The sequence below is a fragment of the Kineosporia mesophila genome (assembly GCF_021129235.1).
Taxonomy (GTDB): Bacteria; Actinomycetota; Actinomycetes; order Actinomycetales; family Kineosporiaceae; genus Kineosporia; species Kineosporia mesophila.
On sequence record NZ_JAJOMA010000005.1, the window covers coordinates 44362 to 67364 of the forward strand.

Sequence of the window (23003 nt, forward strand, 5' to 3'; positions counted from 1 at the left end):
CGTCGCCCGCCGTCGAGGCCGGTGCGTGGCGGATCGCCAGGCCCTGACCACCGAGAACAAGGCAGTCCCAGCGGACCGGACGAACGCCTCGAGGCATCGAGGCATCGAGGCATCGAGGCATCGAGGCATCGAGGCATCGAGGACAGCTTGGCCAGACGCTGCGGGGAGATGGCTCCTGGTGGGACGATTGGTGCGGGGGTGAGCGTCATAGCAAGGCGCCCTCATCGCGATCATGGTCTCGGTCGCGGTCTCGGTCGCGGTCGCGGTCGCGGTCTTGGTCGCGGACTCGGACTCGGACTCGGACTCGGACTCGATCAGCGTCGCAGCGGAGGTCCCCTCTTATATCGGATCCGAAAACCTCTCCACCGAGTAGTCTTTAGAATGCAGGTAACCATGGGCTGATGGGCCTATGCTTCGAGCGGATGAGCCACCGTCCCCGAAGCGGTTCAGCGCGATGCTGCACGGAGGTGCACCCATGACCCCATCTTCGCCCCAACACCTGGTCGTCATCCGTGGCAACTCCGGATCGGGCAAGAGCACCATCGCGAAGCACCTACGTCTGCGAGCTGGACGGGGATGGGCGCTGGTCGGGCAGGACTTCCTGCGCCGCATCGTGCTCCGCGAGCGCGACAGCGGACCGGGCCTGGCCCCCGCCTTCATCGAGCACAACGTCAGATTCCTTCTGTACCACGGATATCACGTCATCCTCGAAGGAATTCTGTTCACCGGCCGGTACGGCGAGATGCTACGAACCCTGGCCTCCGAGCACAGGGGCACCACCCACTTCTTCTACCTCGACATCAGCTTCGCCGAGACGGTGCGCCGTCATGCCACGCGGCCGCAGGCTGCTGAGTTCACGGCCGAACAGATGCGGGACTGGTACACCCACAGAGATCTGATCGGCATCCTGAACGAATTCGTCGTCGATGAGACATCCACCGAGGAAGAAACTTTGACCCTTATGACGCAGATGATCGGCCTCCGGAGCGGATAAGGTCCCGCCATGCATCGCAGCCGGTTCTCCGCTCTGCTCATCGATGTCCCCCGCGACGAAGTCCCCGCAGCGGCCACCTTCTGGTCTTCAGCCCTCGGCGTACCGGCCGCCCCGGTACCGGAAGAGGAGCAGTTCACGAGCCTCAAGGGAGCATTCCCGGTTCTGGTGACGGCAATCCAGGCGCTGGACGACGGCGATCCGCGCTTCCACATCGACATCGAGACGGACGACCTCGACGCAGAGACGAACCGCCTCCTCACCCTCGGCGCCGTCGAGATCAGCCGCTGGCTAGACTGCCGCACGCTCAGAGCACCCGGCGGTCACCTGCTCTGCGTCATCCCCGTGCACAGCGACCCGGAAACCTTCCAGAGCTTGTCCACCGTCTGGGAGTAAGACCGAAGCGACCAGGAACCGACAACTCGCTCTGCGCAGTGGCCCTGAACGTTCACCGATTGAGATCCGCGCCCACCTGTTCATGATCATGCGGTCCCCGAGCCTCCGGCCGGGAGCAGCCCACTTCCCCGGGGGTAAGTTCGCATGATCACGAAAGAAATGGCGGCCGGCGTTCATAGTCACCGCGCTCCAACGAGACGAGCAAGGTGCAGCGCGAACACCATCAGCGCCGAATTCAGCCTGGTGCCACCGCCATCAGCCACCGCCCGGTCACGACCCGCAGCAGCACCCGCGGAGCCTCACTGCCGTCTACCGTGGCGGGGTTCCAGCCGTACTTGATCTGGAAGGCTTCCACCACGGCCTCGGGAAACTCATCGGCCTGCGCTACCTGGGCTCGCCCCTCCGCCACGACGGGTTCATCGATGCTCTCGAGCGTCAGCACCACCCGCGGATCGGCCTGCACGTTACGTACCTTCACGTTCGTCGCCCGGCTCCCGATCCACCAGCAGCCTTCGAGATGCACGAACCACACCGGCGTCACATGGGGCGAGCCATCCGGCCGCAGCGTGCACAGCCAAGCGCCCTGCTCGTGCTGAAGACGACCGCCCAGCAGCGAATCAGCCGCCAGCGGTTCGGCAGACAAAGGCTCCGCAGACAAAGACTCCGCGGCCCAAGGCTCCGCAGGCAAAGACTCCACGGCCCAAGGCTCCGCAGGCAAAGACTCCACGGCCCAAGGCTCCGCAGGCAAAGACTCCACGGCCCAAGGCTCCGCAGGCAAAGACTCCACGGCCCAAGGCTCCGCAGGCAAAGGCTCCACGGGCAATCGGATCAACCCGCCACAGCCGGGCTCAGCCACACGCCCGCAGTCTCCCGACCGTCCGGCGCCCACAACAGGTAGCCCTCGCCCACCCCGGCGAAGCGAAGATCACCGGTGTTCACCGCGTCGTCGCGCACCGACAAGGATCTCCAGTCGTCAGCCAGCGGGGCATGCTGGGGACCGCTCTCCTCGGCCCAGACGAAGTCGTCAGCCCTCAGCTCGTAACGGTCATGGGCAGTCACGCTGACATGCGCCGCACCGACCGTACGACCGACAGCAACCGACGACACCGTCATCCTGGCCTGTGGCTCTACCCCCTCGTACACCGTCACGGCGCTGCCGACCTGGAGGTACCAGGAACGGTCGGCAGCCACAGCCCCGACAGCCCCACTATCACCGGCCCCCACGCTCCACACGCCCGCGAGCCGGTCGGTCCCCGGTCTCACCCAGGCCAGCTCTCCCTCAGACACCCCGTCGTACGTCCAGTTGATGGTCTGGGAACCGTCGACCGTCATCGACGTTGCCGCCGTCAACCGGTCCAGAGACTCTCCGGCCCAGATAAAATCAGAGAGCTGGATCACGAACCCGGCATCGGACTCGACCCTCATCGCGACCGTTCCGTGGCCTTCGGCGTCGATCGCCGCAGAGGTCACCGTGACGCGGGCCAACGGGTCGCGCCCCCGGGACACCGTCACCGAATCACCGCGCTGCGCATAGACCAGGTCGACCGGCACCGCGCTCGGGGCGGGGTCGGAATCCACATCCCAGAAAGCATTCCAGTGCGCCCCGCCGGCGAACAACGCGGCCGCGACCAGCCCCGCGCCCACCGTCGCGGCCGCAGTGCCGGCGATGCTGCGCCGCTGCTGACGCCGCTCCCCTCCACGCACGGCCGCGTCGAGGTCGAACGCGGGCATGCCCTGCGCCTGCGTCACCGCGTCGAGCTGTTTGAGCCGCTCGGACAGCGGAGTGGGTTCCGCGTTCATCGGACACCTCTGCCGATTTCATCGAGATCGAGTTCAGATACAGGTCGCCCACCGGACGACGAGCCACGCAGGTCGCCCAGACGATCGTCGATGAAGTTCTCACCGAGGATGTGTCGCAGCCGGACGACGCCGTCGGAGCAGTGACGCTTCACGGTACCCGGCGCGGCCCCCATGATCTGCGCGACCTCGGCCACCGGCCGGTCTTCGACGTACCGCAGCACCACCGCCGCCCGCTGCCGGGTGCTGAGCCCGGACAGGGCCCGGGCGAGGTCGAGCCCCAGATCAGCATCGCCGGTGGTCTCGTACCCGGCCTCGGGCAGTTCGTCGGTGCTGTGCTCACGCCGCCACGGCCGCCGCCACTCGTTCAGCATCTGCCGCACCAGGATCGCCCGCAAATAGGCTCCCGGATAAGCGATCCCGTGCACCCGGGGCCACGCCACGTACATCCGCTCCAGCGCCCCCTGCACGTAGTCGTCGGCCCGGTGCCAGTCTTCGCACATCGTGTACGCGAAGCGCCGCAGTCTCGGCAACTCCACCTGCGCCATCTGCTGGAAGCGGTCTTTCAGGTCCTGCCTCATCCGTCCCCCGCGATCACCCGGACAGCCGTTCTCCTTGCCCCCAGGCCGCCGGGCAGACAGCTTTCCGTCTGCCCGGCGCTTTCACACCATGCGCCGACCCAGCCGGATCAGCCGACACCCCAGGCACCGGCCACCACACCGACGCGCGGCGACCAGACGACCTCGCCGGCCTCGACATCCGGGTAGCCGAACGTCAGGGTGCGAGTGGTCTTCGGTGCCACGGTGACCTTCCGGGCATTCACTGCCCGGTGTCGCTCACCGGCCTCGTCCACCCAGACGAATGCCGCCGGGCGCAGCGAGATCTTCTTCAGCGCCTCGACCTCGAGCCGAAGCGCCCCCCTGCCCTCGGCGTGCACGGCCGACTGCGCCGTCACCCGGGCCACCGGTGCACCGGCCTTGTAGACCGAAACCACCGCGTCCCTCTGCACGTAGCTGGGCGACAGCAGATGCGACAGGCCGGTGATCCGGCGCCCCGAGACCTTCCAGGCACCGACCGGGTTCTCCCGCCGGGGCGACCAGAGCACGTTGCCGTTCTCCACCCCGTCGAACCGGATCGAGACGCTCTCGGTACTTCCGCCCTTGATCCTGACCTTGCGCAGCGGACTGACCGCGTCATGGTCACCGGTGGCATCGGCCCAGACGAACTGCCCGAACCGGAAGGCGAAGGTCTGATGGGCCTTCACCGTCAGCACCAGCCGGCCCCGGCCCTCGGGATGCCTGGCCGACGTGACGCGCACGTCGGCCAGCCTCTCCCCGGACCGGTACACCTGCACCGCCCCGCCCCGCTGCACGTAGGACAGCTGGTCACCGGTCTGGGGCAGGCCGGTCGCCACCAGCTGCGCCTGCGCCACCGGCATCGACCCGACCACCAGTGCCGCGCACAGGGCCAGGACCGCCGCCCCCGCCGTGGTCACCCTCTTCATCACGTTGCTCCCCCTCGACCCTCGACTGACCAGCGCGTGATGCGCTGTTGTCGGGAAGAACACGGTGGGGCAGTCGCGGGGTTGGGGGGAGGAGCGAAAAACTTTTACCCGACATATCGCCCACACAACGCACGATCGAGATCATGGACACCATGAGCCCCAGCAGCACCACCGCATGGCGGGAGCACCTGGGCCACCTCCGTGTCAGCCCACCGGCCACCGAGCCGGAACTCCGGGAGGCGGAAGACCGCCTGGGCACGAAACTGCCGGAAGAACTCCGCGGCCTGCTGGCCTTCAGCAACGGCCTGAAAGGCGAAGGCCTGTGCTCCACCACCGAGCTGCGCTGGACGCGGGACCCGGCCCACGACCTCTTCGACGCCTGGTCCAGCTTCGAGGAGGTCATCGAGCTGATCGGCAAGTGCCTGGTGGTGCTCGACGACGGCGATGGCCTCTTCTGCCTCATCGACTCCACCCGCACCGCCGAGAACGGGGAGTGGCTCGCCTACGCCTGGGCGGCCGGGGACGGTGAAGACCCCCGGCCCTTCCCAGGTCTCAGCGCCCTGATGAAAGAACTGACCGCACCTCACCACCCGGCGGGCAGCGGGCGTCCCTCCTCGTAACCGGCGGGCGACTGCGTGCCGACCACGACCTTCTCGGAGAACTCGGTCACGCTGCGCGCACCGACGTAGGTGAACGCCGAGCGCACGCCCGAGGTGATCTGGTCGAGCAGATCCTCGACACCCGGCCGGGCCGGGTCCAGATACATCTTCGAGCTCGAGATGCCCTCTTCGAACAGGCCTTTACGGGCCCGCTGGAACGGCGAGTCAGCCTTGGTCCGAGCGGCCACCGCCCGGGCCGACGCCATCCCGAAGCTCTCCTTGAAAGGGCGACCGGACGCGTCCGTTGCCAGATCCCCCGGGCTCTCGTGGGTGCCCGCGAACCACGACCCGACCATCACCGCACTGGCGCCGGCCGCCAGCGCGAGGGCCACGTCACGGGGGTGGCGCACACCGCCGTCGGCCCAGACGTGCCCGCCCGCCTCGCGGGCGGCTTCGGAACATTCGAGAACAGCCGAGAACTGAGGACGCCCGACACCCGTCATCATGCGCGTGGTGCACATGGCGCCGGGGCCCACCCCGACCTTCACGATGTTCGCCCCGGCGGCGATCAGGTCGCGGGCTCCCTGGGCGGTGACCACGTTGCCCGCCACGACCGGAACCTGCGGGTCGACCGAACGCACCGCCCCCAGCGCCTCGATCATCTTCTCCTGGTGCCCGTGCGCGGTGTCCACGACCAGCGTGTCCACCCCGGCGTCGAGCAGGGACTTCGTGGTCGCGGCGACGTCACCGTTGATACCGACGGCCGCGGCGATGCGCAGTCGGCCCGAAGCGTCCAGGGCCGGCTTGTAGACCGTGGAACGCAACGCACCGGTGCGGGTCAGCGCACCCACGAGCACACCGTCCCGCACCACCGGGGCGAACCGGCGACGGCTCTCGTGCAGCACCGCGAAGGCCGCTTCCAGGTCGGCCTCGGCGGTGTCGGCGTCGATGGAGACCACGCCCGCCGTCATCACGGAACCGACCTGGGTGAACCGGTCGACGCCGGCGCAGTCGGCCGCTGTGATCACGCCGAGCACGTGCCGCTCGGCGTCCAGCACCACCGCCGCCCCGTGAGCCCGCTTGGGCAGCAGGTTCAGCACGTCGGTCACGGTGTCGTGCTCGTGCACCTCGACCGGCGTCTCGAAGATCGGATGCCGCTGCTTGACCCAGGCCACCACGTCGGCGACCACGTCGAGCGGAAGATCCTGCGGGAGCACCGCCAGGCCGCCCCGGCGGGCCACGGTCTCGGCCATCCGCCGCCCGGAGATCGCCGTCATGTTGGCCACGACCACCGGGATGGTGGTGCCGGTGCCGTCGGGACTGGCCAGGTCGACGTCGAAACGCGAGGTCACGGCGGAACGACCCGGCGCGATGAAGACGTCGTTGTAGGTCAGGTCACGCTGCGGCACATGGCCGTCGAGGAAACGCAAGAGTGCTCCAGACAAAGCGAAGTAGAGGACTTCACAGTAAACGAGCGGGACCGGCTAAACGGTCCCCATCCGCGTGGCGACGAACCTCTCGGCCGCGGCGACGACCGCGTAGGCGATCACCGACAGGGCGATCACCGCGACCGTCTCCGACCACATGTCGTTGAACTGCGAGGCGGCGAAGTCCTTCACCAGCATGCTGCCGATCCCGTGACCGGTCGCCAGCCACTCGGCCAGGGTGGCGCCGGCAATGGCACCGGGCACCGCGATCCGGGCCGAGGCGAACACCGCGGGCACGGCGTGCAGCAGACGCACCTTCGCCGTCACCGTGACGCTGGAACCGCCCATCGAGCGCACCACGTCACAGGCGATGGCCGGCGCCGACCGCAGGGCCGCAACCACACTGACCAGGGTCGGGAAGAACGTCACCACCGACACGATCACCGTGACCCCGACCAGCCCCCGACCGAACACCAGCGCGAGCAGGGGTGTCATCGCCACCAGCGGCACCGACCGCAGCGTGATGGCCAGCGGCATGAAGAACCGCTCGACCAGGGGCCACTGCATGACCGCCACCGCGAGCCCACAGGCCAGGACGGTCCCGATCAGGTACCCGAGACCCGCGTCCCTGATCGTGAGTCCCAGACCCGACAGCACGTACGACCGGTTCTCCCCCGCCGCCGCGTCGGTGACCAGGTGGTTCCAGACGTCCAGCGGGGTCTTCGCGAAGTACGGGCTCAGGTCGAAGGCCCGGATGAGCCCCCACCAGCCCGCGCAGACGATCCCGATCGAGCCCAGAACGCCAAGAAGAGCAACAACAATGGACGACAGCCGGCTCGCGGAGGCACCCGAGGCGGCCACCCCGGTACTGGTGGTCACGTCGTGCCCCACCCACGGCGTCAACCGCCGGCCGATCCACCCCGCGACAGCGAACACCAGGGCCGACAGCGCCGACATCAGCATCGCGGTGGCCCAGGTGCGAGGGACCTCGAACGACGACTGGGACTGCACGAGCAGCACTCCCAGACCCTTCGCCGACCCCAGGTACTCGCCCAGGATGGTGCCCAGCAGCGCGGCCGGGGCCGCGATCTGCAGACCCGAGAAGAGCCCGGGAAGCATGGCCCAGAGCCGGATCTTGAGCAGTTCGACCCAGCCCGAGCCACCCATCGACCGGATCACGTCGTGCGTGCTCGCCGGGGCCGAGCGCAGCCCGAGGATGCACGACACCAGCGTGGTGAAGAAAACCGACAAACCGGCCAGCACCTGTTTCGGGGCGTCGCCGGGCAGCGTCACGGTGAGGATCGGCGTGATCGCGACCAGCGGAACGCAGAAGCTGGCCACGGCGATGCGCAGCAGCAGCCTCTCGATCCAGAGCACCTGCACGAACAGCACGGCGGCCACGACGGCCAGCAGGTTTCCGAAGAGGTACCCGATGACCGCGTTGGTCAGGGTGACCTGCAGGTTCGCCGGGTAGACCCTGAAGTCGTGCCCGAACGCCTGGGCCACGGCCCAGGGGGTGGGCACGACCCGGCGTTCCGCGAACACCTCGGCGGCGAGAACCCAGAGCAGTAACAAGAGGACGACGGGGGCCACCCGGCCCAGCAGGGCTACCGGCCGTCCCCGGCTCACCAGGGATCCCATCAGCCGTGCTCCGCGAACAAGCCCTTGGCCAGGTGGTCGCAGATCGCGTGGAACTGCGGCGTCTGCAGCAGCTCGGCCGTGCGCGGGCGCGGGAAGTCGATGTCGACGATCTCCACCACCCGGCCCGGGCGGGCCGCCATCAGCACCACCCGGTCGGCCAGGAACACGGCCTCGCTGATCGAGTGCGTCACCAGCAGCGTGGTCGTGGCCCGCTCGGTCCAGATGCGCTGCAGTTCCAGGTTCATCCGGTGCCGGGTGACCTCGTCCAGCGCACCGAACGGCTCGTCCAGCATCAGGATCTCGGGCCGCACCGCCAGCGCCCGGGCCAGCGAGACCCGCTGCCGCATCCCGCCGGACAGCTGATTCGGGCGGGCCTTCTCGAAGCCGGCCAGACCGACCAGCCGGATCAGGTCGTCCACCTCGGCCCAGTCCCGCTTCCGGCCGCAGACCTCCTGGGCCAGGGCGATGTTCGAGCGCACCGAACGCCAGGGCAGCAGCGCGGCGTCCTGGAACGCCACACCCACCTGATGCCCGAGCCGGGCCGCCTCCGGGTCACCGCCGTGCACCAGCGCCTGGCCCGACGAGGCCGAGTCCAGCCCGGCGAAGATCCTCAGCAGGGTGGACTTCCCGCACCCGGACGGGCCGAGCAGAGCCGTGAACTCACCCTTGCGGGTGGCCAGGTCGACGTGCTCGAGTGCCCGCACGGTACCGCTGCGACCCGCGAAATCCTTGACCACGTCACGCGCGAACAGGCCACCGGTGTCCACCGATGGCCTGTTCTGTGACGTGTCGCTCAGCCCTTCCACTGCCCGGACTTCTGAAGGGCGCGGATCTCGTCCCGCAACGCGTGGTCGCGCCCGGGCCGCTCGTTCTCCACGTGGGAGGCGCTGGCCCAGAAGTGCTCGACCGTCTTGCCCGACTCCTGCCCCCGCCGGGTGTGCACGTCGAGCGCGTACTCCGGGATCTCGAACGGCTTGTCGGCCGAGTTGATCTCGTGCATCGTGATGTTCGCCCACTCGTCGGACGAGCGGTCCTTGGTGCGGTCACACAGGAACCGCACCGCGTGCACGGCGAACAGCCAGCGGTCGCCGAAGCTCCGGTCCAGGCGCTCGTGCATCTGGTAGAGCGAGTTCAGCACGACCGGCTCGCTGAAGGTGCCGTCACCGGTGTCCTCGCAGGAGATGACGCACAGGCGCGCCCACATCATCTCTTCCAGGGCCGCCGAGCTCTCGTACATCTCGCGGGCGATCAGCAGGGCCAGCTTCGTGTCACCGCGGCGGATCGACTTCTGCAGCGTGGAGATCAGCTCGTCGGCCGGGTAGCCGCGCTTGCTGCTGACGTGGGTCCACGGGTCTTCGGAGAAGTGAACGGGCATGATGTTTTCCTTACAGGTCAGTGCCGTTGGCGTACACGGCCTCGAGGATGCTGGTGTCGAAGAGGGACGCGAGGTCGTCGCCGGGAACGTCGATGTCCTGCATGGTCTTCACGTTGCCCGCGATGCCGTCCGCGCTCATCGTCAGCAGGCCGTTCTTCTTCGTCTCGTCGGTCTGGATCAGGTCGACGAACTCGGCCATGGCGGCCTTCTGCTGGTCCAGATCGAGGTTCTGGTCCTTGCCCGGACCGGTGACCATCAGCTGCGCCGCGGCGTCGGTGTCGGCCAGCGCGTCGGACCAGCCCTTGGCCGTGCCCTTCACGATGCCCTCGAGAGCCTTGCGGCTGTCGTCGTCGGCCAGCGCCTCATCGGTGGTGAAAAGCACGTTGCCCCAAGCGTTGTACCCGTAGTCGCTGAGCTTGAACACGGTCGTGTCCACGCCCTGCGCCTTCAGCGTCAGCGGCTGGTTGTTCAGCAGCGAGACGAACGCGTCGCAGTCACCGCCCACCAGCGGGGCCGGGTCGAAGTCGGCCGGCACCATCTCGACGTCGTCCGGGTCGATGCCGTTGCCCTTGAGCACCGCGTTGATCACCGACTGGCCGCTGGTCTGCGAGCACAGCTTCTTGCCCTTGAGGTCCTGGAGCGTCTTCACCGGGTTGCTGTCCAGCGACATGATGCTCGTCGGGTTCTGCTGCAGCGTGGCCGCGATGATCTTCAACGGCGCGCCCTCGGCCACCGCGCGGGCGATGACGTCGGTGGAACTCAGCCCCACGAGCGCCTTTCCGCTCGCCACCAGGGGCTCGACGGTGGTGCTCGGACCGCCCGGGGTGATCGTCAGGTCGACACCCGCGTCCTTGTAGTAGCCCTTGTCCAGCGCCGTGTAGGGGCCGGCGTTCTCGACGTTGGCGATCCAGCCGAGCTGCAGTGTGGCGGCCGTGGTGCCGCTCGCCGAGGAGGAGGACGAGGAGCTGCCGGAACCGCAGGCGGCCAGCAGGCCGGTCGCGGCGACGATCGCCAGTGGAACGCGGAAAGACTTGCGGGACATGGAGAAACCTTTCACCGGGCCGCCCGGGCAGGGACGACGACGTGGGGCATATTGAGCCGGCCACCACTCGGGGGAGGAGTGGAAGCGCTCACGTACGCGGTAAACAGCGGGGAGCTAGATCGTCAGCAGTGACGACCGGCGAACGACAGCCCGTTCAGAAAGGGCATGTCGTGCGAGATCAGGCAGAGAGCCCGGAAGAAGTCAGGAGCGGCCAGGGGCCCGGGAGTTGGACAGGCGCCAGCAGCCAGAGTCGCTCCGCATCGCCGCACCACCCTTCCCGCTACCCGCCGTTGATGAGCCCGCTTCGAATACGGAGCCGACGGTAGCCGCATCCGATCCCCCGAAAATGGACAGCGCCCGGTTTGGGCAGCGGAATTAACCCCAACGTAACGGCAACCCCCACACAGCGTACTGGTCGATGAACGCAAAGCCACGACCTCGTCCTCTGGTCAGGATCAGAGGGCTGGTTGCCGTCTCCGGGCCGGCCGTGTAACGATCCCGGCTCCGGCCGACTCCCGGCCGACGGCTCTGGACAATCCTCTTCGATATCGCCAGGCCAACCCGTCAAGATCCACCTGACCGGAAGGCTCCCTCATGTCCGCACGTCTCTATCTGGCCGGTTTCGAGGTCTTCGCTCCCGACGGCGAGCAGCGGGCCGCGAAGATGCGCCAGATCTGCGCCGACCACGGCCTGGAACCGATCTCGCCGCTGGACGGCGACAAGAGCACGAACCTCGACGAGCTGAGCGGCACGGACCTCGCCGCAGCCATCTTCCGCATCAACGTCGAGATGATCGAGCGGGCCGACGCGGTCGTGGGGAACCTCAACCCGTTCCGCGGGCCGGACCCGGACGCGGGCACCTGCTGGGAAGTCGGCTACGGCTACGGCCGGGGCAAGGCCGTCTACGTCTACACCGAGGGCCCGAGCACGGCGATCGACCGCACCGAGCTGCACTATCCGCCGGTCACGCGACACGAGGACGGCTCGGCGGTCGACCGGGACGGCATGACCATCGAGAACTTCGGCCAGCCGTTCAACCTGATGCTGGCCTGCTGCGGCACCGCTGTGCAGGGCACGTTCGAGGACTGCGTCCGTCAGGTGGCGGAAGACGTCAAGGCCGGGAAACTTCCCGTTTCCTGATCACATTCACGCCCCTGGCCGGTCAATCCGGCCGGGGGTGTGTCATCGTGGTCCGGATGCCTGAGCACACCGGCCACGAGCACGCCTGTTGCGCGCCTGCGCGCGAATCGTCCGGCGAGGAGGCACCTCCCCAGTCTCTCGCGCCGGGCGCCGGGCACCACGCGATCGAGCAGTGCCTGATCCCGGGCCAGACCTTCGCGATGGGCGATCATCACGGCGACGGCCGACGGGCCGACGGCGAGACCCCCGTGCACCCGGTCACCGTGTCGCCGTTCAGCATCGACGCGACGAGCGTCACCAATACCGACTGGGCCGCGTTCGCCGAGGCGAGCGGATACCGTACCGAGGCCGAGACCTTCGGATACTCCGCCGTCTTCCACCTGGCCGTCTCCGCCGACGAGGCCGACATCATCGGCCGGCCGCCGGCCACCCCGTGGTGGCTCGGGGTCACCGCGGCGGACTGGAAACATCCGCAGGGCAGGCACTCCGGGATCGACGACCTTCCCGATCATCCCGTCACCCACATCAGCTGGAACGACGCCGCGGCCTACTGCACCTGGGCCGGGCGGAGACTGCCCACCGAGGCCGAGTGGGAGGTCGCCGCACGCGGCGGGGTCCCCGGCCGGCGATACCCGTGGGGCGACGGCGAGCTGGTGGACGGCGCCTGGCCGTGCAACATCTGGCAGGGTGTTTTCCCCCAGGAGAACACCCTGGAAGACGGCTATCTGACCACCGCGCCGGTGCGCAGCTACTCCCCCAACGGGTACGGGCTGTGGCAGGTCGTCGGCAACGTCTGGGAGTGGTGCTCGGACTGGGCCCATCCGGCCTACTACCGCTCCGGCCTGGCCGCGGGCATCGTCACCGATCCGTCGGGACCAGCCTCCGGGATCCAGAAGTCCATGCGGGGCGGGTCTTTTCTCTGCCACTCGTCTTACTGCAACCGCTACCGCAACGCGGCCCGCTCGTCCAACACACCCGACTCGTCGATGGCAAACACCGGGTTCCGTACGGTTGCGCAGTGATACCACCTTCACCCTGCGTGCTCTGGCGAGAGTTTCACAGGGCTGCGTTACCTGGCGCTTGACCTGACTTTGAGATCAGGAGCGCGAGGATCACCGGGCAATGCCGCGGGCGCCCTGCCGATTCCCTGATGTTCGGCAGTGCGTCCCGCGGCCCGATCCCGCTCGGAGGCCCTGAACCCGATGAACGAAGTCCGCAACCGCCGGTCGGTGAAGAACTCCCGGCGACGGCGCGTGTACCTGGTCTCAGCGTCGCTCACGGCCCTGGTCCTCACGGCCGGGGGCACAGCGATGGCCGTGCAGCAGACCAAGACCACCACGCCGGACGATGCGAGCACGGTCGCCTACGGCAAGCGCAGCGCCTACCCCGCATCGGACGGCGCCGCGCAGCGCGTACAGAAGAAGCACCGCAAGAAGCGCCCCACCACCACGCCGACGCAGACGGCGACCGCCGAACCGTCGGCGAGCACCTCGTCCGCAAGCACTGAACCGACCGCGCCCACCGCGCCCACCGCGACGGCCGCCACCACGAAACCGGCTTCCTCGAACGGCGTTTTCGCGGGCCCGAAGAAGACCGAGAACTGGACGTCCAACGTCTCGGAGCTGTACACCAAGTACGAGCGCGGCGGCAGCACGATCAAGGGCGGGGTCAGCGACTCCGGCGCCACCGACGGCAAGGCCGTCAGCCTGACCATCCCGGCGGGCGCGGGTTCCTCACCCGGTAACGCCGCCGAACTGGCCTCCAAGGAACAGTTCACCTACGGCAGTTTCAGCAGCCGGGTGAAGACCGCCGACTGCTCCGCCCAGCCGAACACCGGTGCGGTGACGGGCATCTTCACCTACGGCAACGACGGCACCGACAAGGACGGTGACGGTCTCACCGACAACAGCGAGATCGACATCGAGGTGCTCTGCGCCCGGCCCGACGTGCTGAACCTGACCATCTACACCGACTACGAAGACAGCACCGCGAAGTCGCAGCGGGTCTCACGCATGGTGGATCTGGCTGCCGGAAAGGTGATTTCGACCTGCTACTACACCGACTTCTCGGGTGAGTGCAAAGAGGTGCTGAGCGGCACCCAGGCCAGCCCGGCCACGGTGCCCGCCATCTCGGGCTTCGACTCCTCGAAGTCGTACAACGACTACAAGATCGACTGGACCGCCGACGGCGTCACGTTCACCATCACGGACTCCTCCGGTAAGGAGCTCACGCTCTGGGACTACAAGGGCCCGGCCGAGCGCATCCCGAACCGCCCGGCGAGCTACCTGGTGAACTTCTGGCACACCAGCGACTGGGCCGCCGAGGGCCGCCCGAAGTCGGTGCAGTCCCCTACTTCTCCGCTCACCGTCTCGGTCGACTCCAGCGTCACCCAGGCCCTGAGGTAACCCACCCCGAAACCGCAAGCGCCGCGCGTCCCCGATCGGGACGCGCGGCGCTCTGCTGTGCGGGATGAAGGACGCACGGGGAGACTTCGGCGCACCCAGCCAGACTCCCTTGCCGTGATCATGCAAAGTGTCCCCGGAGTTCTAGAACTCCGGGGACACTTTGCATGATCACGAACGGGTTTCAGCAGGCTCCGCCGTCGACCCAGACGTCCTGGGCGTTGGCGCCCGGGGTGTCACCGTAGGTCCACCACTTGGCGGCCCAGGAGTGGTTGTTGTACTTGACCTTCGTGCCGCCGGTGTACGCCGTGGTCTTGCTCCACGCCGCGAGGCCGGTGCAGCCGGTGCTCGGCTGGGTGGTCGGCGGCTTGGTCGTGGGGGCCACGGTAGGGGCGACCGTCGTGGTGGTCGGCACGGGCGTGGTCGGGCTGGTCGGCGTGGTGCCGCCGCCGGTACCGCCCGGCAGGCTCGCCAGGTGACCACCCACGGTGCTGGCCCAGTTGTAGCCGTTCGACGCGTCCCAGTTGATCGACCAGGTCATGGCGCCACGCAGGGTCGGGTACTTGGCGGCCGGCTTGTACGAGCCACAGTTCGTGCCCTGGGTGAGGCAGTCGAGGGCGTTGTTGACCACCGACGGCGCGACGTAACCGCTACCGGCGCCGCTGGTGCTGGCGGGCAGACCGAGACCGACCTGGTCGGCGCGCAGGTGCCCGTCGAGCAGGATGTCGGCCAGGGCGGTCTGGAAGTCGACCGTGCCGGAGCTGTAGGCCTTGCCGTCCCGCCCGAGCATGCTGCCGGAGTTGTAGTACTGCGTGTTGACCACGGTGATCAGGTCTTTCACCTGGTCGATGAGCTGCAGGTAGGAACCGCCCGGCTGCACGTAGATCGTCTCGGGGGCCATGGTAAGCACGAAGCCCGAGCCCGCCTTGCTCCCGATCTTCTTCAGCGCCGAGGTCATGTTGACCAGGTTCGGGGCATTCTCCAGGTCGATGTCGACGCCGTCGAAGCCGAACTCCTGCATCAGGCTGTAGGTGCTGTCGGCGAAGGCCGTGGCCGCCGCGGCGTCGGGTAGTGAGATCGTGCCGTTCTGACCGCCGACCGAGATGACCACCTTTTGGCCACGGGACTTCAGCGTGGCCACGTCGGCCTTGAACTGGGTCTCGGTGTAGCCGCCGGCCACCGAGGTGTCGAGGTTGAAGTCGATGGCGCCGGTGCGGCTCGGCACCGCGTCGGCGAAGGCCACCGCCACGATCCCGTAGCTGGTCGGAACCTCCGACAGCTTCAGCGATTTGGCACCGTTGTTGAAGTTCTGCCAGTAGCCGGTGAGCAGGTGCGTCGGCAGCGAGGGCGCGGCGCTGGCCGCTCCCGAGCCGAACAACGTGGTGGCGGCGAGCATCACCACGACGGCGGCGAGGGAGACCATCCCGATCAGGGTGCGGGGTGATTTCCAGCCTGCGGCAGGTGATTGCGGATGACGGACTGAGAGGCGTCGGCTCATCAGTAACTCGATTCAGGGAAGAGGTCCGGCTGAGTCAGGGACAGTCGGCTTGATACGCGTAATTAGTAAACTTTCCTCACTAATTACTGAATCAAAGGTAGCAGTGCCCGGAACCCCCGGCAGTCAGGAAATTTCCTTTTCACATTCATTTAGGTGTGCGACAAGCCCCCACTGACAGAGCCGGAATCCCGGCCATCGTTGTCAGCCCGGAGAACAAAGCATCGCGGCCCCCGGCCGGAGCCAGGGGCCGCGCGTCCCATGACGCCTCAGGGCATCCGGACGACCACCTTGGCCTGCTCGGGGACCGGGTTGAGCGCCCGCCGGAACGCGGCGTCGATCTCGACCACGTGCAGCACGTCGGTGACGTAGTCGGAGGTGAGTTCCGGGTGCTCGGCGAGGTAGTCGTCCGCCTCGGCGAGCATCCGGCGCCGGTCCAGCGTGAGACCCGTACGCAGGGTCAGGTTCTTGCGCTGCAACTGGCGCAGGTTGACGCTCTGCGTGGCCTCGTCGGCCACGCCGAAGAAGTAGATCTGACCGCCGAACGCGGCAACGCGGATCGCGTCGTTCAGGGTGCCCGCCTGGTGCCCGATGCACTCGACCACCAGATCGGGCCCGAGGATCGCGTCGCGGGCCCAGCGGCCGGTGGAGGCCCAGACCACCTCGTCCACACCGAACCGGGGCCCGATCCCGTCGCGCCGCACCCGGTCGACCCCGACGATGTGCCCGGCCCCGCGGGCCCGCAGCACGTGGGCGAAGAGCAGCCCGATCGGGCCCAGACCGAGCACGGCCACGTTCTTGCCGCGCACGTCACCCATCGTCCCGACGGCGTGCAGCACGCAGGCCAGGGGCTGTAGCAGCACGGCGATCTCGGGCTTCAGCCCGGAGCGGTACCCGGCCACCTCGTCCCCACTGGTGACCACGAACTCGGCCACCCCGTCCGCCCGCGTCGCCCACCCGACCACCTGGTCACCGACCGCGTGCGCCGGGTGCGCCGACGCGACCACCTGACCGGTGATCTCGTGCAGCGGAAAACCCGGCTCCCCGAACATGCTTTCCTTCAGCGTGCCCTCCGGCGTCGTTGCCCCCTGGAAGAAGCCCAGGTCACTGCCGCAGAGACCACCCGACGTCGTGCGCACAACCACCTGTCCCGCCGAGGGTTCCCCGGGTGCCGGTACCGAACACCGCTCGAACCGACCCGGACCCGCCAGCCGATAAGCCCACATCCGACTCACCCCATCCGCACGTGACACACACCCGTTACCCGTCCAGCCAGGCTAAGCGCCCGGAGGGCCCGGATGTCCTCTGCGCCGGTGAACGGCTTCAGCCGGTGGGACGAGCCGGTTGAGCGGCCAGCCACTGCGCGTAGGTCTGACGCCCGTGCACCGCCCCCGGCCCGGTGACCAGGGCACCGTTACGCATGGCCTTTCCCCCTGCGCCGGGCATGGGCACCGGGAGCACGAAACCGCGCCTACCGGTGTGCGCGAGATAGGCCCGGGCCATGTCGACCATCCGCTCCTCGCGGGGTCCGCCCAGGTCAGGCACGCGGCCGGCGGCCGGTGCGAGGGCCAGGTCGACCAGGTGACCGGCCACCTCGCGGGCCGCGACCGGCTCGTTGCGCATGACCGGGACCAGGTTGACCGGGCCGATCCGGGCCACGCCCAGGACCTGCGACGCGAACTCGTGGAACTGGGTGGCGCGCAGAACGGTCCAGGGCACGTCGGCCGACTCCAGCAGCTGCTCCTGCAGCACTTTGCCCGCGTAGTAGCCGTACGGCGAGGCATCGATACCCACGATCGAGAGTGCGACGTGATGCCCCACCCCGGCGGCCTTCTCGGCCGCCAGCAGATTGCGTGTGACAGCGCCGAAGAATGCCCGCGACCGGTCGGCCTTCTGGGTCATCACCGACGTCACGTCGATCACGACGTCGACGCCCTCGAGCGGCAGCCCCTGACCGCTCACCAGGTCCACCCCGGACGACCGGGTCAGCAGCACCGGCTCGTGCCCCTGCTCGGTCACCACATCGACGACGTGCCGGCCGACCGTGCCGGTACCACCCGCGACCGCGATCCTCATCGGGCGCTCATTTCCCACGACGGGCCCACCTCGGAGAGCCGGGTCACCTCGCCGACGGGGACCAGCGACGTCGGCTGCAACCGCGCACCCGAGTAGGTAGCGGCCTCGTCCGTCACGACCTGCGCCTCCGGAACCGCCAGCCGGATGAACTCGTCCAGGCGGTAGCGCCGCGGGCCGGCGATGTCGATGTGCCCGTTCACCGGCGCGTCCAGAGCCGTTCCGGCCACGATCCGCGCCACCTCGGAGGCGGCGATCGGCTGGATGAAGACCGAGGGCAGCCGCACCACACCGGTCGCGTCCCTGGACATGCCCGCGATGCCCGTCGCGAACTCGAAGAACTGGGTGGCCCGCACGATCGAGTAGCCGACACCGGAGTCGCGCACCAGCTTCTCCTGCGCCACCTTCGCCCGCATGTAGCCGCTGTCGGGGATCCGATCGGTACCGACGATCGAGAGCACCACGTGATGCCTCACCCCGGCGGCCTTCCCGGCCTCCAGCAGCACCCCGGTGGACGTGGTGAAGAAGCTCATCACGTCGTCGTCGGCGAACGACGGCGAGTTCGAGACGTCAACCACGACATCGGCTCCCTCCAGCACGAGCCCTTCCCCGGTCAGCGTGTTCACGCCGGTCGAGGGCGATGCCGCGACCACGTCGTGCCCCTGCCCACTCAGGATCGGGACCACCTGCGCACCGATCAGGCCACTTCCACCGATCACGACGATCTTCACGATCCACCTCCCGATTAAACCCGGACATTACTTGTCCGAGTTAATAACCATACTCGGACACCGAGAGTCCGAGTCAACTACCCTGGGCCGATGAAGATGTCCGACGGCGTCGAGTGGGCGGTGCACTGCTGTGTGGTACTGACCGCCGCCGACCGCCCCGTTCCCGCGGCACGACTCGCGCAGTTCCACGACGTCTCGAGCAGCTATCTGGCCAAGCACCTACAGGCTCTGTCGCGCGCGAAGATCATCCGGTCGGTGCAGGGCAAGGACGGCGGTTACGTACTCGACCGCCCGCCGGGCGAGATCTCCGTGTACGACATCGTGCGCGCGGTGGACGGGGGCCGACCCGCGTTCGTCTGCAACGAGATCCGGCAGCGCGGGCCGATGGGTAACCCGCCGGGGCAATGTCAGGAACCCTGTGGCATCGCCCGCACCATGGCCGTGGCCGACCTCGCCTGGCGCGAATCGCTCCGTGGAGTGTCCGTTCTCGATCTCGCCACCGAGGTCGCGACGAAACAGGACAGTGCGGCCGGGGTCCGGCTGACCGCCTGGCTCAACGGCGATCCCGACGCGGGCGGGGATGCCGTTACCGTTTCGTGAGCTAGCCTGCGCAGGGTCATCGATCTTTACGAGGGAGATGTTTGTGACTTCGCGTAGGCGATTCGCGTTCGGCGGCATGGCGATCGGCCTGGTCGGCACCACCGTGCTCGGCCTGGCCGGCACCGCCCAGGCGGCCGTGCCGACGTGCCACGGCAAGAGGGCCACCATCATCGGTACCGCCGGGAACGACAATCTGATCGGCACCGAGGGCGCCGACGTCATCGTCGGCCGCTCGGGCAACGACTACATCGAGGGCAACGGCGGCAAAGACCTGATCTGCGGCGGCACGGGTAACGACGTGATCGCCGGCGGCACGGGCGCCGACCGCATCTACGGTGACAGCGGCGTCGACCTGATCACCGGAAACAGCGGCAGCGACTGGATCTCCGGGGGGTCGGGCGTCGACACGATCGTCGGCGGCAGCGGGAACGACCGGATCTACGGCAATTCCGGCGCCGACGCCCTCGCGGGCGGGGCCGGCGACGACTGGGTCTCGGGCGGCGACGGTGCAGACGACCTGCGCGGGAACGCTGGCAAGGACACGCTTCTCGGTGGCGCCGGGGCCGATTACCTGGCCGGAGGAGCGGGTCGCGACAAGCTCGACGGCGGCAGTGGCGTCGATGCGGTGTTCCAGGGAAACGGCCCGCGCTGAAACCTGTGAGAAAACTGTGTACTAGGTCACAGGACATTGTCCGGCGGCCACCCCAACTCGTCAGTAGCGTCACATTTCCCGCGGTACGTACGCGGGTTCGCATCCACGGACGGGTGTGACAGCTGCGACCGGGCCACGACGGCCCGGACGAAATCAGGGGAGCAGTTCGTGAACGTGTTCAAGCGCGTGGCGATCTTCGGTGCGGCTACGGCCGTGGTGAGCGGTCTAACTCTGAGCGGGGCGGGCGCGGCCCAGGCGGCGACACCGACCTGCGGCGGCAAGAGGGCCACGATCGTCGGCACCAGCGGCCGGGACAGCCTGACCGGCACCCGGGGCAACGACGTGATCGTCGCCGGCGCCGGCGCCGACTACATCGAGGGCCTTGGCGGCAACGACATCATCTGCGCGGGCACCGGCGCCGACATCATCATTGGCGATGCCGGCAACGACACCATCTACGGCCAGGACGGTTCCGACACCATCGGCGGGGCTTCCGGCAACGACAAGATCTACGGTGGCGCGGGCGCCGACATCGTATCCGGCGACGCCGGCAAGGACTACATCTCCGGCGGCGCCGGCTCCGACCAGCTGGTCGGTGGCACGGGCAACGACAAGATCTACGGTGGCACCGGTAACGACATCGCGGGCGGCGAGTCCGGCGCCGACTGGATCTCTGGTGGCACCGGCAACGACGGCCTGCTCGGCGGTTCCGGTAATGACACGATCTACGGCAACGCCGGCAACGACGTGATCGCCGGCGAGGGCGGCACCGACAACCTCTCGGGCGGCACCGGTAGCAACCAGGTCTTCCAGGGATACCTGCCCAGCTGATCTCCCGCCAGAACGCCCAGCCTTCAAAAGTGGCTGGGCGTTCTTTGTTTTGCCGACAGAAATTAGCGACGGGCGCGCCGGGTCGCCGACCGCGGGGGCCGGCTCCGCATGTGGGCCCGCACCAGATTGAGGACGCGCGTCAGCTCGGTCGCGTCGTCGGGGGCGAGGGGGTCGAGAAAGACTTCGCCGACCACTCCCAGATGCCCCGGGAGTACCGACTCCAGCACGTCGCGCCCGGCCGCGGTCAGCGCCGCGACGGTGCTGCGCTCGTCCCCGGGAGCCGGTCCGCGGGTGAGATACCCCGCCTCCTCGAGCTTCTGCGCCTGGTAGGTCAGGCCACTGCGACTGTGGACGATCTGGTCGGCGATGTCCGTCATCCTGCGGGAGCCGTCGGGAGACTCACTGAGTGAGGCGAGGATCTGGAACTGCACGAACGTCAGCCCCGCCTCCTCGCGTACCTGCCGCTCGACCTCGTGGTGCAGCAGGGCACTCACCTCGAGCAGGGCGAAGTACGCCGCGATCCCGGGCGGCTGATCACTGGCAGGCACGGAACGAGTCTAAGCCCGCCCTGCCACCTGCTTCGAATTCGTAACGCGACGTCTCAGTGTGCGCCGGGCGCCGTGAGCGCCCCCCAGCTCCAGCCCGAGATATGCACGATACGCCCGCGCCAGAGCACCGGATCGGCCGCCGGGGTGGGCACGAACGCCTCGCCCATCACGTAGCGGGCGTTCTTCAGGTGCAGGTACTCGTACTCCTCGGGCTGCGGATCGTCGTTCAGCGGCTCGATCACGGCCGTGACCGCCTCGTGCAGGCCCTTGTTCAGGTACCGGCGCAACGACTGGGCGATGGAGTCACCGCCGTCCATCGTCTGGCCCAGCAGTTTCAGCCACTCGTCCTGCCCGACCAGCACCCCGGCGACCAGCGCCCCGTCGACCGCCACGGTGATGCCGACCTCGAACGACGCGTGCTCGGCGATGCTCGCGAAAAGCCGCAGAATCGGGTCGCCCCCGGCTCCGGAGACGGACGCCTCCACGGTCACAGCGCCCATGGCCAGGGTGTCGTCGGTCATACGGCTTGGTATCGGCAGAACACCGGGGCAGTTAAGCCACCTGGTCGATCCTGGAAGCGGCGCAGGGCTGGCTGTAGTCGAACGCAATACCGATGATCTCGTCCAATTTGCCCCGGGCCAGCGCCAGTTCGCTCATCTGCCGGTCGATGCGCTCGCGCTCGGCCAGCAGCAGGGTCCGGGTGTGCTCGGTCGAGACGCCAGTTTCCACACAGGGCAGCAACTCCTGGATCCTCCGGCTGGGCAGGCCGGCCGCGTAGAGCATCTGGATCAGCTGCACCCGATCGACCGCCTCCTCGGCATAGAGCCGCTGGCCGCTCGCGCTGCGGGCGGACTGCAGCAGCCCCTGCTCCTCGTAGTACCGCAGGGACCGCACACTGACGCCCGACCGGGCCGCCACGTCACCGATTCGCATGTAACCCTCCGGAAGCACTTGCCCCTGACACCGATGTGAGCTTTTAGCGTACCCGCAGGCGCCGCCCACCCAGGGTGGCGAATCCCCGAGGAGCTCATTGTGAAGATCGCCGGATCCGTTGCCCTGGTCACCGGAGCGAACCGCGGTCTCGGCCGCGCACTGGCCGCCCACCTGGTGGAACGGGGGGCGAGCAAGGTCTACGCGACGGCCCGGACGGCGTCCTCGGTGGACCTGCCCGGGGTCGAGGTGCTCCAGCTCGACATCACCGATCCGGAGTCGGTGGCAGCCGCCGCGAAGGTGGCGCACGACGTCACCCTGCTGGTGAACAACGCCGGCGTCATGACCGGAGGCGGGCTCCTGGACGAGCGGCTCGAGCTGGTTCGCCAGGAACTGGACGTGCATTTCTGGGGGAACCTGAACATGGTGCGGGCCTTCGCCCCGGCGCTGGCCGCGAACGGGGGCGGAGCGATCGTGAACATGCTCTCCGCCCTGAGCTGGTTCAGCTACCCGGGCAGCACCGGCTACGCCGTGGGCAAGTCGGCGGCCTGGGCCATGACCAACAGCCTCCGGATCGAGCTGGCCGAGCAGGGCACCCAGGTCACCGGTGTGCACCTGGGCGCCGCCGACACCGACATGATGGCCGGTTACGAGGGGCCGATGGTCAGCCCGGCCCAGGTCGCGACCACGGCCCTGGACGGGGTCGAGGCGGGACTGGGTGAGGTCCTGGTGGACGACTGGACCCGGTACGTGAAGGCGTCACTGGCCAGTGACCCGAACGAGTTCTACACCCCGGCTTTCATCCGGGGAGAACTCCCGGCCTGAGCCG

Annotated in this window: 27 protein-coding genes; 11 read left to right on the forward strand and 16 right to left on the reverse strand. The window is 68.3% G+C overall.

The annotated features are described in order from the left end of the window. Positions 1-232 precede the first annotated feature (232 nt). The 3 genes from LR393_RS08570 (at position 233) to LR393_RS08580 (ending at position 1387) form a co-directional block, all read left to right on the forward strand. Positions 233-373 (forward strand): hypothetical protein, encoded by a 141-nt coding sequence (locus LR393_RS08570; RefSeq protein WP_231482979.1) that lies wholly within the window; start codon positions 233-235, stop codon positions 371-373. A 102-nt stretch (positions 374-475) separates the two neighbouring features. Further along, positions 476-994, forward strand: coding sequence for an AAA family ATPase (locus LR393_RS08575; RefSeq protein WP_231482982.1), 519 nt, complete (start codon positions 476-478; stop codon positions 992-994). A gap of 9 nt (positions 995-1003) precedes the next feature. Further along, a complete protein-coding gene (locus LR393_RS08580; protein WP_231482983.1) occupies positions 1004-1387 on the forward strand; it encodes a VOC family protein in 384 nt (127 codons plus the stop codon). A gap of 235 nt (positions 1388-1622) precedes the next feature. On the opposite strand, the gene LR393_RS08585 is transcribed toward LR393_RS08580, so the two are convergent. The 4 genes from LR393_RS08585 to LR393_RS08600 form a co-directional block, all read right to left on the reverse strand. Further along, positions 1623-2084 carry a pyridoxamine 5'-phosphate oxidase family protein gene (locus tag LR393_RS08585; RefSeq protein ID WP_231482989.1) on the reverse strand — a complete coding sequence of 154 codons (462 nt, stop codon included), beginning with the start codon at positions 2082-2084 and terminating at the stop codon, positions 1623-1625. A gap of 131 nt (positions 2085-2215) precedes the next feature. Further along, positions 2216-3187, reverse strand: coding sequence for a hypothetical protein (locus LR393_RS08590; RefSeq protein WP_231482991.1), 972 nt, complete (start codon positions 3185-3187; stop codon positions 2216-2218). Then, a complete protein-coding gene (locus LR393_RS08595) occupies positions 3184-3765 on the reverse strand; it encodes a SigE family RNA polymerase sigma factor (protein ID WP_231482993.1) in 582 nt (193 codons plus the stop codon). Before LR393_RS08595 ends, LR393_RS08590 begins: the two co-directional genes overlap by 4 nt. 107 nt (positions 3766-3872) lie before the next feature. Then, entirely contained in the window at positions 3873-4688 is an 816-nt protein-coding gene (locus tag LR393_RS08600; protein WP_231482997.1) for a hypothetical protein, read from the reverse strand. Between the two features lie 143 nt (positions 4689-4831). On the opposite strand from LR393_RS08600, the gene LR393_RS08605 reads away from it, so the two are divergent. Then, positions 4832-5308 carry an SMI1/KNR4 family protein gene (locus tag LR393_RS08605; protein WP_231482999.1) on the forward strand — a complete coding sequence of 159 codons (477 nt, stop codon included), beginning with the start codon at positions 4832-4834 and terminating at the stop codon, positions 5306-5308. Here LR393_RS08605 and LR393_RS08610 read toward each other — a convergent pair. The 5 genes from LR393_RS08610 to LR393_RS08630 are packed head-to-tail and all read right to left on the reverse strand — an operon-like array spanning position 5272 to position 10772. Further along, on the reverse strand, positions 5272-6717 hold the full coding sequence (locus LR393_RS08610; RefSeq protein ID WP_231483001.1) for a GuaB1 family IMP dehydrogenase-related protein: 1446 nt from the start codon (positions 6715-6717) through the stop codon (positions 5272-5274). The genes LR393_RS08605 and LR393_RS08610 overlap by 37 nt on opposite strands. A gap of 54 nt (positions 6718-6771) precedes the next feature. Next, positions 6772-8343 carry an ABC transporter permease gene (locus LR393_RS08615; RefSeq protein WP_231483002.1) on the reverse strand — a complete coding sequence of 524 codons (1572 nt, stop codon included), beginning with the start codon at positions 8341-8343 and terminating at the stop codon, positions 6772-6774. Positions 8344-8354: 11 nt separating this feature from the next. Further along, the gene (locus LR393_RS08620) at positions 8355-9122 is read right to left on the reverse strand and encodes an ABC transporter ATP-binding protein (RefSeq protein WP_231483004.1); all 768 of its coding nucleotides are present in this window, start codon (positions 9120-9122) and stop codon (positions 8355-8357) included. A 26-nt stretch (positions 9123-9148) separates the two neighbouring features. Continuing rightward, positions 9149-9730, reverse strand: a complete 582-nt coding sequence (locus LR393_RS08625) for a hypothetical protein (protein ID WP_231483006.1) — start codon at positions 9728-9730, stop codon at positions 9149-9151. A gap of 10 nt (positions 9731-9740) precedes the next feature. Beyond that, on the reverse strand, positions 9741-10772 hold the full coding sequence (locus tag LR393_RS08630) for an ABC transporter substrate-binding protein (protein WP_231483008.1): 1032 nt from the start codon (positions 10770-10772) through the stop codon (positions 9741-9743). 594 nt (positions 10773-11366) lie between these two features. Here LR393_RS08630 and LR393_RS08635 point away from each other — a divergent pair. From LR393_RS08635 to LR393_RS08645, 3 genes are all read left to right on the forward strand, one after another. Further along, positions 11367-11912: a nucleoside 2-deoxyribosyltransferase gene (locus LR393_RS08635; RefSeq protein ID WP_231483012.1), complete on the forward strand. Its 546-nt coding sequence runs from the start codon at positions 11367-11369 to the stop codon at positions 11910-11912. A gap of 56 nt (positions 11913-11968) precedes the next feature. Then, positions 11969-12934 (forward strand): formylglycine-generating enzyme family protein, encoded by a 966-nt coding sequence (locus tag LR393_RS08640; RefSeq protein WP_231483014.1) that lies wholly within the window; start codon positions 11969-11971, stop codon positions 12932-12934. A 180-nt stretch (positions 12935-13114) separates the two neighbouring features. Continuing rightward, positions 13115-14317 carry a glycoside hydrolase family 16 protein gene (locus tag LR393_RS08645; RefSeq protein WP_231483016.1) on the forward strand — a complete coding sequence of 401 codons (1203 nt, stop codon included), beginning with the start codon at positions 13115-13117 and terminating at the stop codon, positions 14315-14317. A 181-nt stretch (positions 14318-14498) separates the two neighbouring features. Here the strand turns inward: LR393_RS08645 and LR393_RS08650 are convergent, their stop codons facing one another. The 4 genes from LR393_RS08650 to LR393_RS08665 form a co-directional block, all read right to left on the reverse strand. Continuing rightward, positions 14499-15737 (reverse strand): glycosyl hydrolase family 18 protein, encoded by a 1239-nt coding sequence (locus tag LR393_RS08650; RefSeq protein WP_231483018.1) that lies wholly within the window; start codon positions 15735-15737, stop codon positions 14499-14501. A 341-nt stretch (positions 15738-16078) separates the two neighbouring features. Then, positions 16079-17035 carry a zinc-dependent alcohol dehydrogenase gene (locus LR393_RS08655; protein WP_269326909.1) on the reverse strand — a complete coding sequence of 319 codons (957 nt, stop codon included), beginning with the start codon at positions 17033-17035 and terminating at the stop codon, positions 16079-16081. Between the two features lie 97 nt (positions 17036-17132). After that, entirely contained in the window at positions 17133-17885 is a 753-nt protein-coding gene (locus tag LR393_RS08660; RefSeq protein ID WP_231483024.1) for an SDR family oxidoreductase, read from the reverse strand. After that, on the reverse strand, positions 17882-18613 hold the full coding sequence (locus LR393_RS08665; RefSeq protein WP_231483029.1) for an SDR family oxidoreductase: 732 nt from the start codon (positions 18611-18613) through the stop codon (positions 17882-17884). Before LR393_RS08665 ends, LR393_RS08660 begins: the two co-directional genes overlap by 4 nt. Before the next feature lie 90 nt (positions 18614-18703). On the opposite strand from LR393_RS08665, the gene LR393_RS08670 reads away from it, so the two are divergent. The 3 genes from LR393_RS08670 (at position 18704) to LR393_RS08680 (ending at position 20696) form a co-directional block, all read left to right on the forward strand. After that, positions 18704-19213, forward strand: a complete 510-nt coding sequence (locus tag LR393_RS08670; protein WP_231483035.1) for an RrF2 family transcriptional regulator — start codon at positions 18704-18706, stop codon at positions 19211-19213. Between the two features lie 43 nt (positions 19214-19256). Next, positions 19257-19865 (forward strand): calcium-binding protein, encoded by a 609-nt coding sequence (locus LR393_RS08675; RefSeq protein WP_231483036.1) that lies wholly within the window; start codon positions 19257-19259, stop codon positions 19863-19865. 168 nt (positions 19866-20033) lie between these two features. Beyond that, positions 20034-20696 carry a calcium-binding protein gene (locus LR393_RS08680; protein ID WP_231483038.1) on the forward strand — a complete coding sequence of 221 codons (663 nt, stop codon included), beginning with the start codon at positions 20034-20036 and terminating at the stop codon, positions 20694-20696. A 62-nt stretch (positions 20697-20758) separates the two neighbouring features. Here LR393_RS08680 and LR393_RS08685 read toward each other — a convergent pair whose 3' ends face one another. Genes LR393_RS08685 through LR393_RS08695 form a run of 3 tightly spaced genes read right to left on the reverse strand, consistent with a single transcriptional unit; the run spans position 20759 to position 22177 of the window. Next, positions 20759-21244 carry a MarR family winged helix-turn-helix transcriptional regulator gene (locus LR393_RS08685; RefSeq protein ID WP_231483040.1) on the reverse strand — a complete coding sequence of 162 codons (486 nt, stop codon included), beginning with the start codon at positions 21242-21244 and terminating at the stop codon, positions 20759-20761. 53 nt (positions 21245-21297) lie between these two features. Then, a complete protein-coding gene (gene gvpU / locus LR393_RS08690) occupies positions 21298-21765 on the reverse strand; it encodes a gas vesicle accessory protein GvpU (RefSeq protein WP_231483041.1) in 468 nt (155 codons plus the stop codon). A gap of 31 nt (positions 21766-21796) precedes the next feature. Continuing rightward, entirely contained in the window at positions 21797-22177 is a 381-nt protein-coding gene (locus LR393_RS08695; RefSeq protein ID WP_231483043.1) for a MerR family transcriptional regulator, read from the reverse strand. 99 nt (positions 22178-22276) lie between these two features. On the opposite strand from LR393_RS08695, the gene LR393_RS08700 reads away from it, so the two are divergent. Further along, positions 22277-22999 carry an SDR family oxidoreductase gene (locus tag LR393_RS08700; protein WP_231483045.1) on the forward strand — a complete coding sequence of 241 codons (723 nt, stop codon included), beginning with the start codon at positions 22277-22279 and terminating at the stop codon, positions 22997-22999. The last annotated feature ends 4 nt before the right edge of the window (positions 23000-23003 follow it).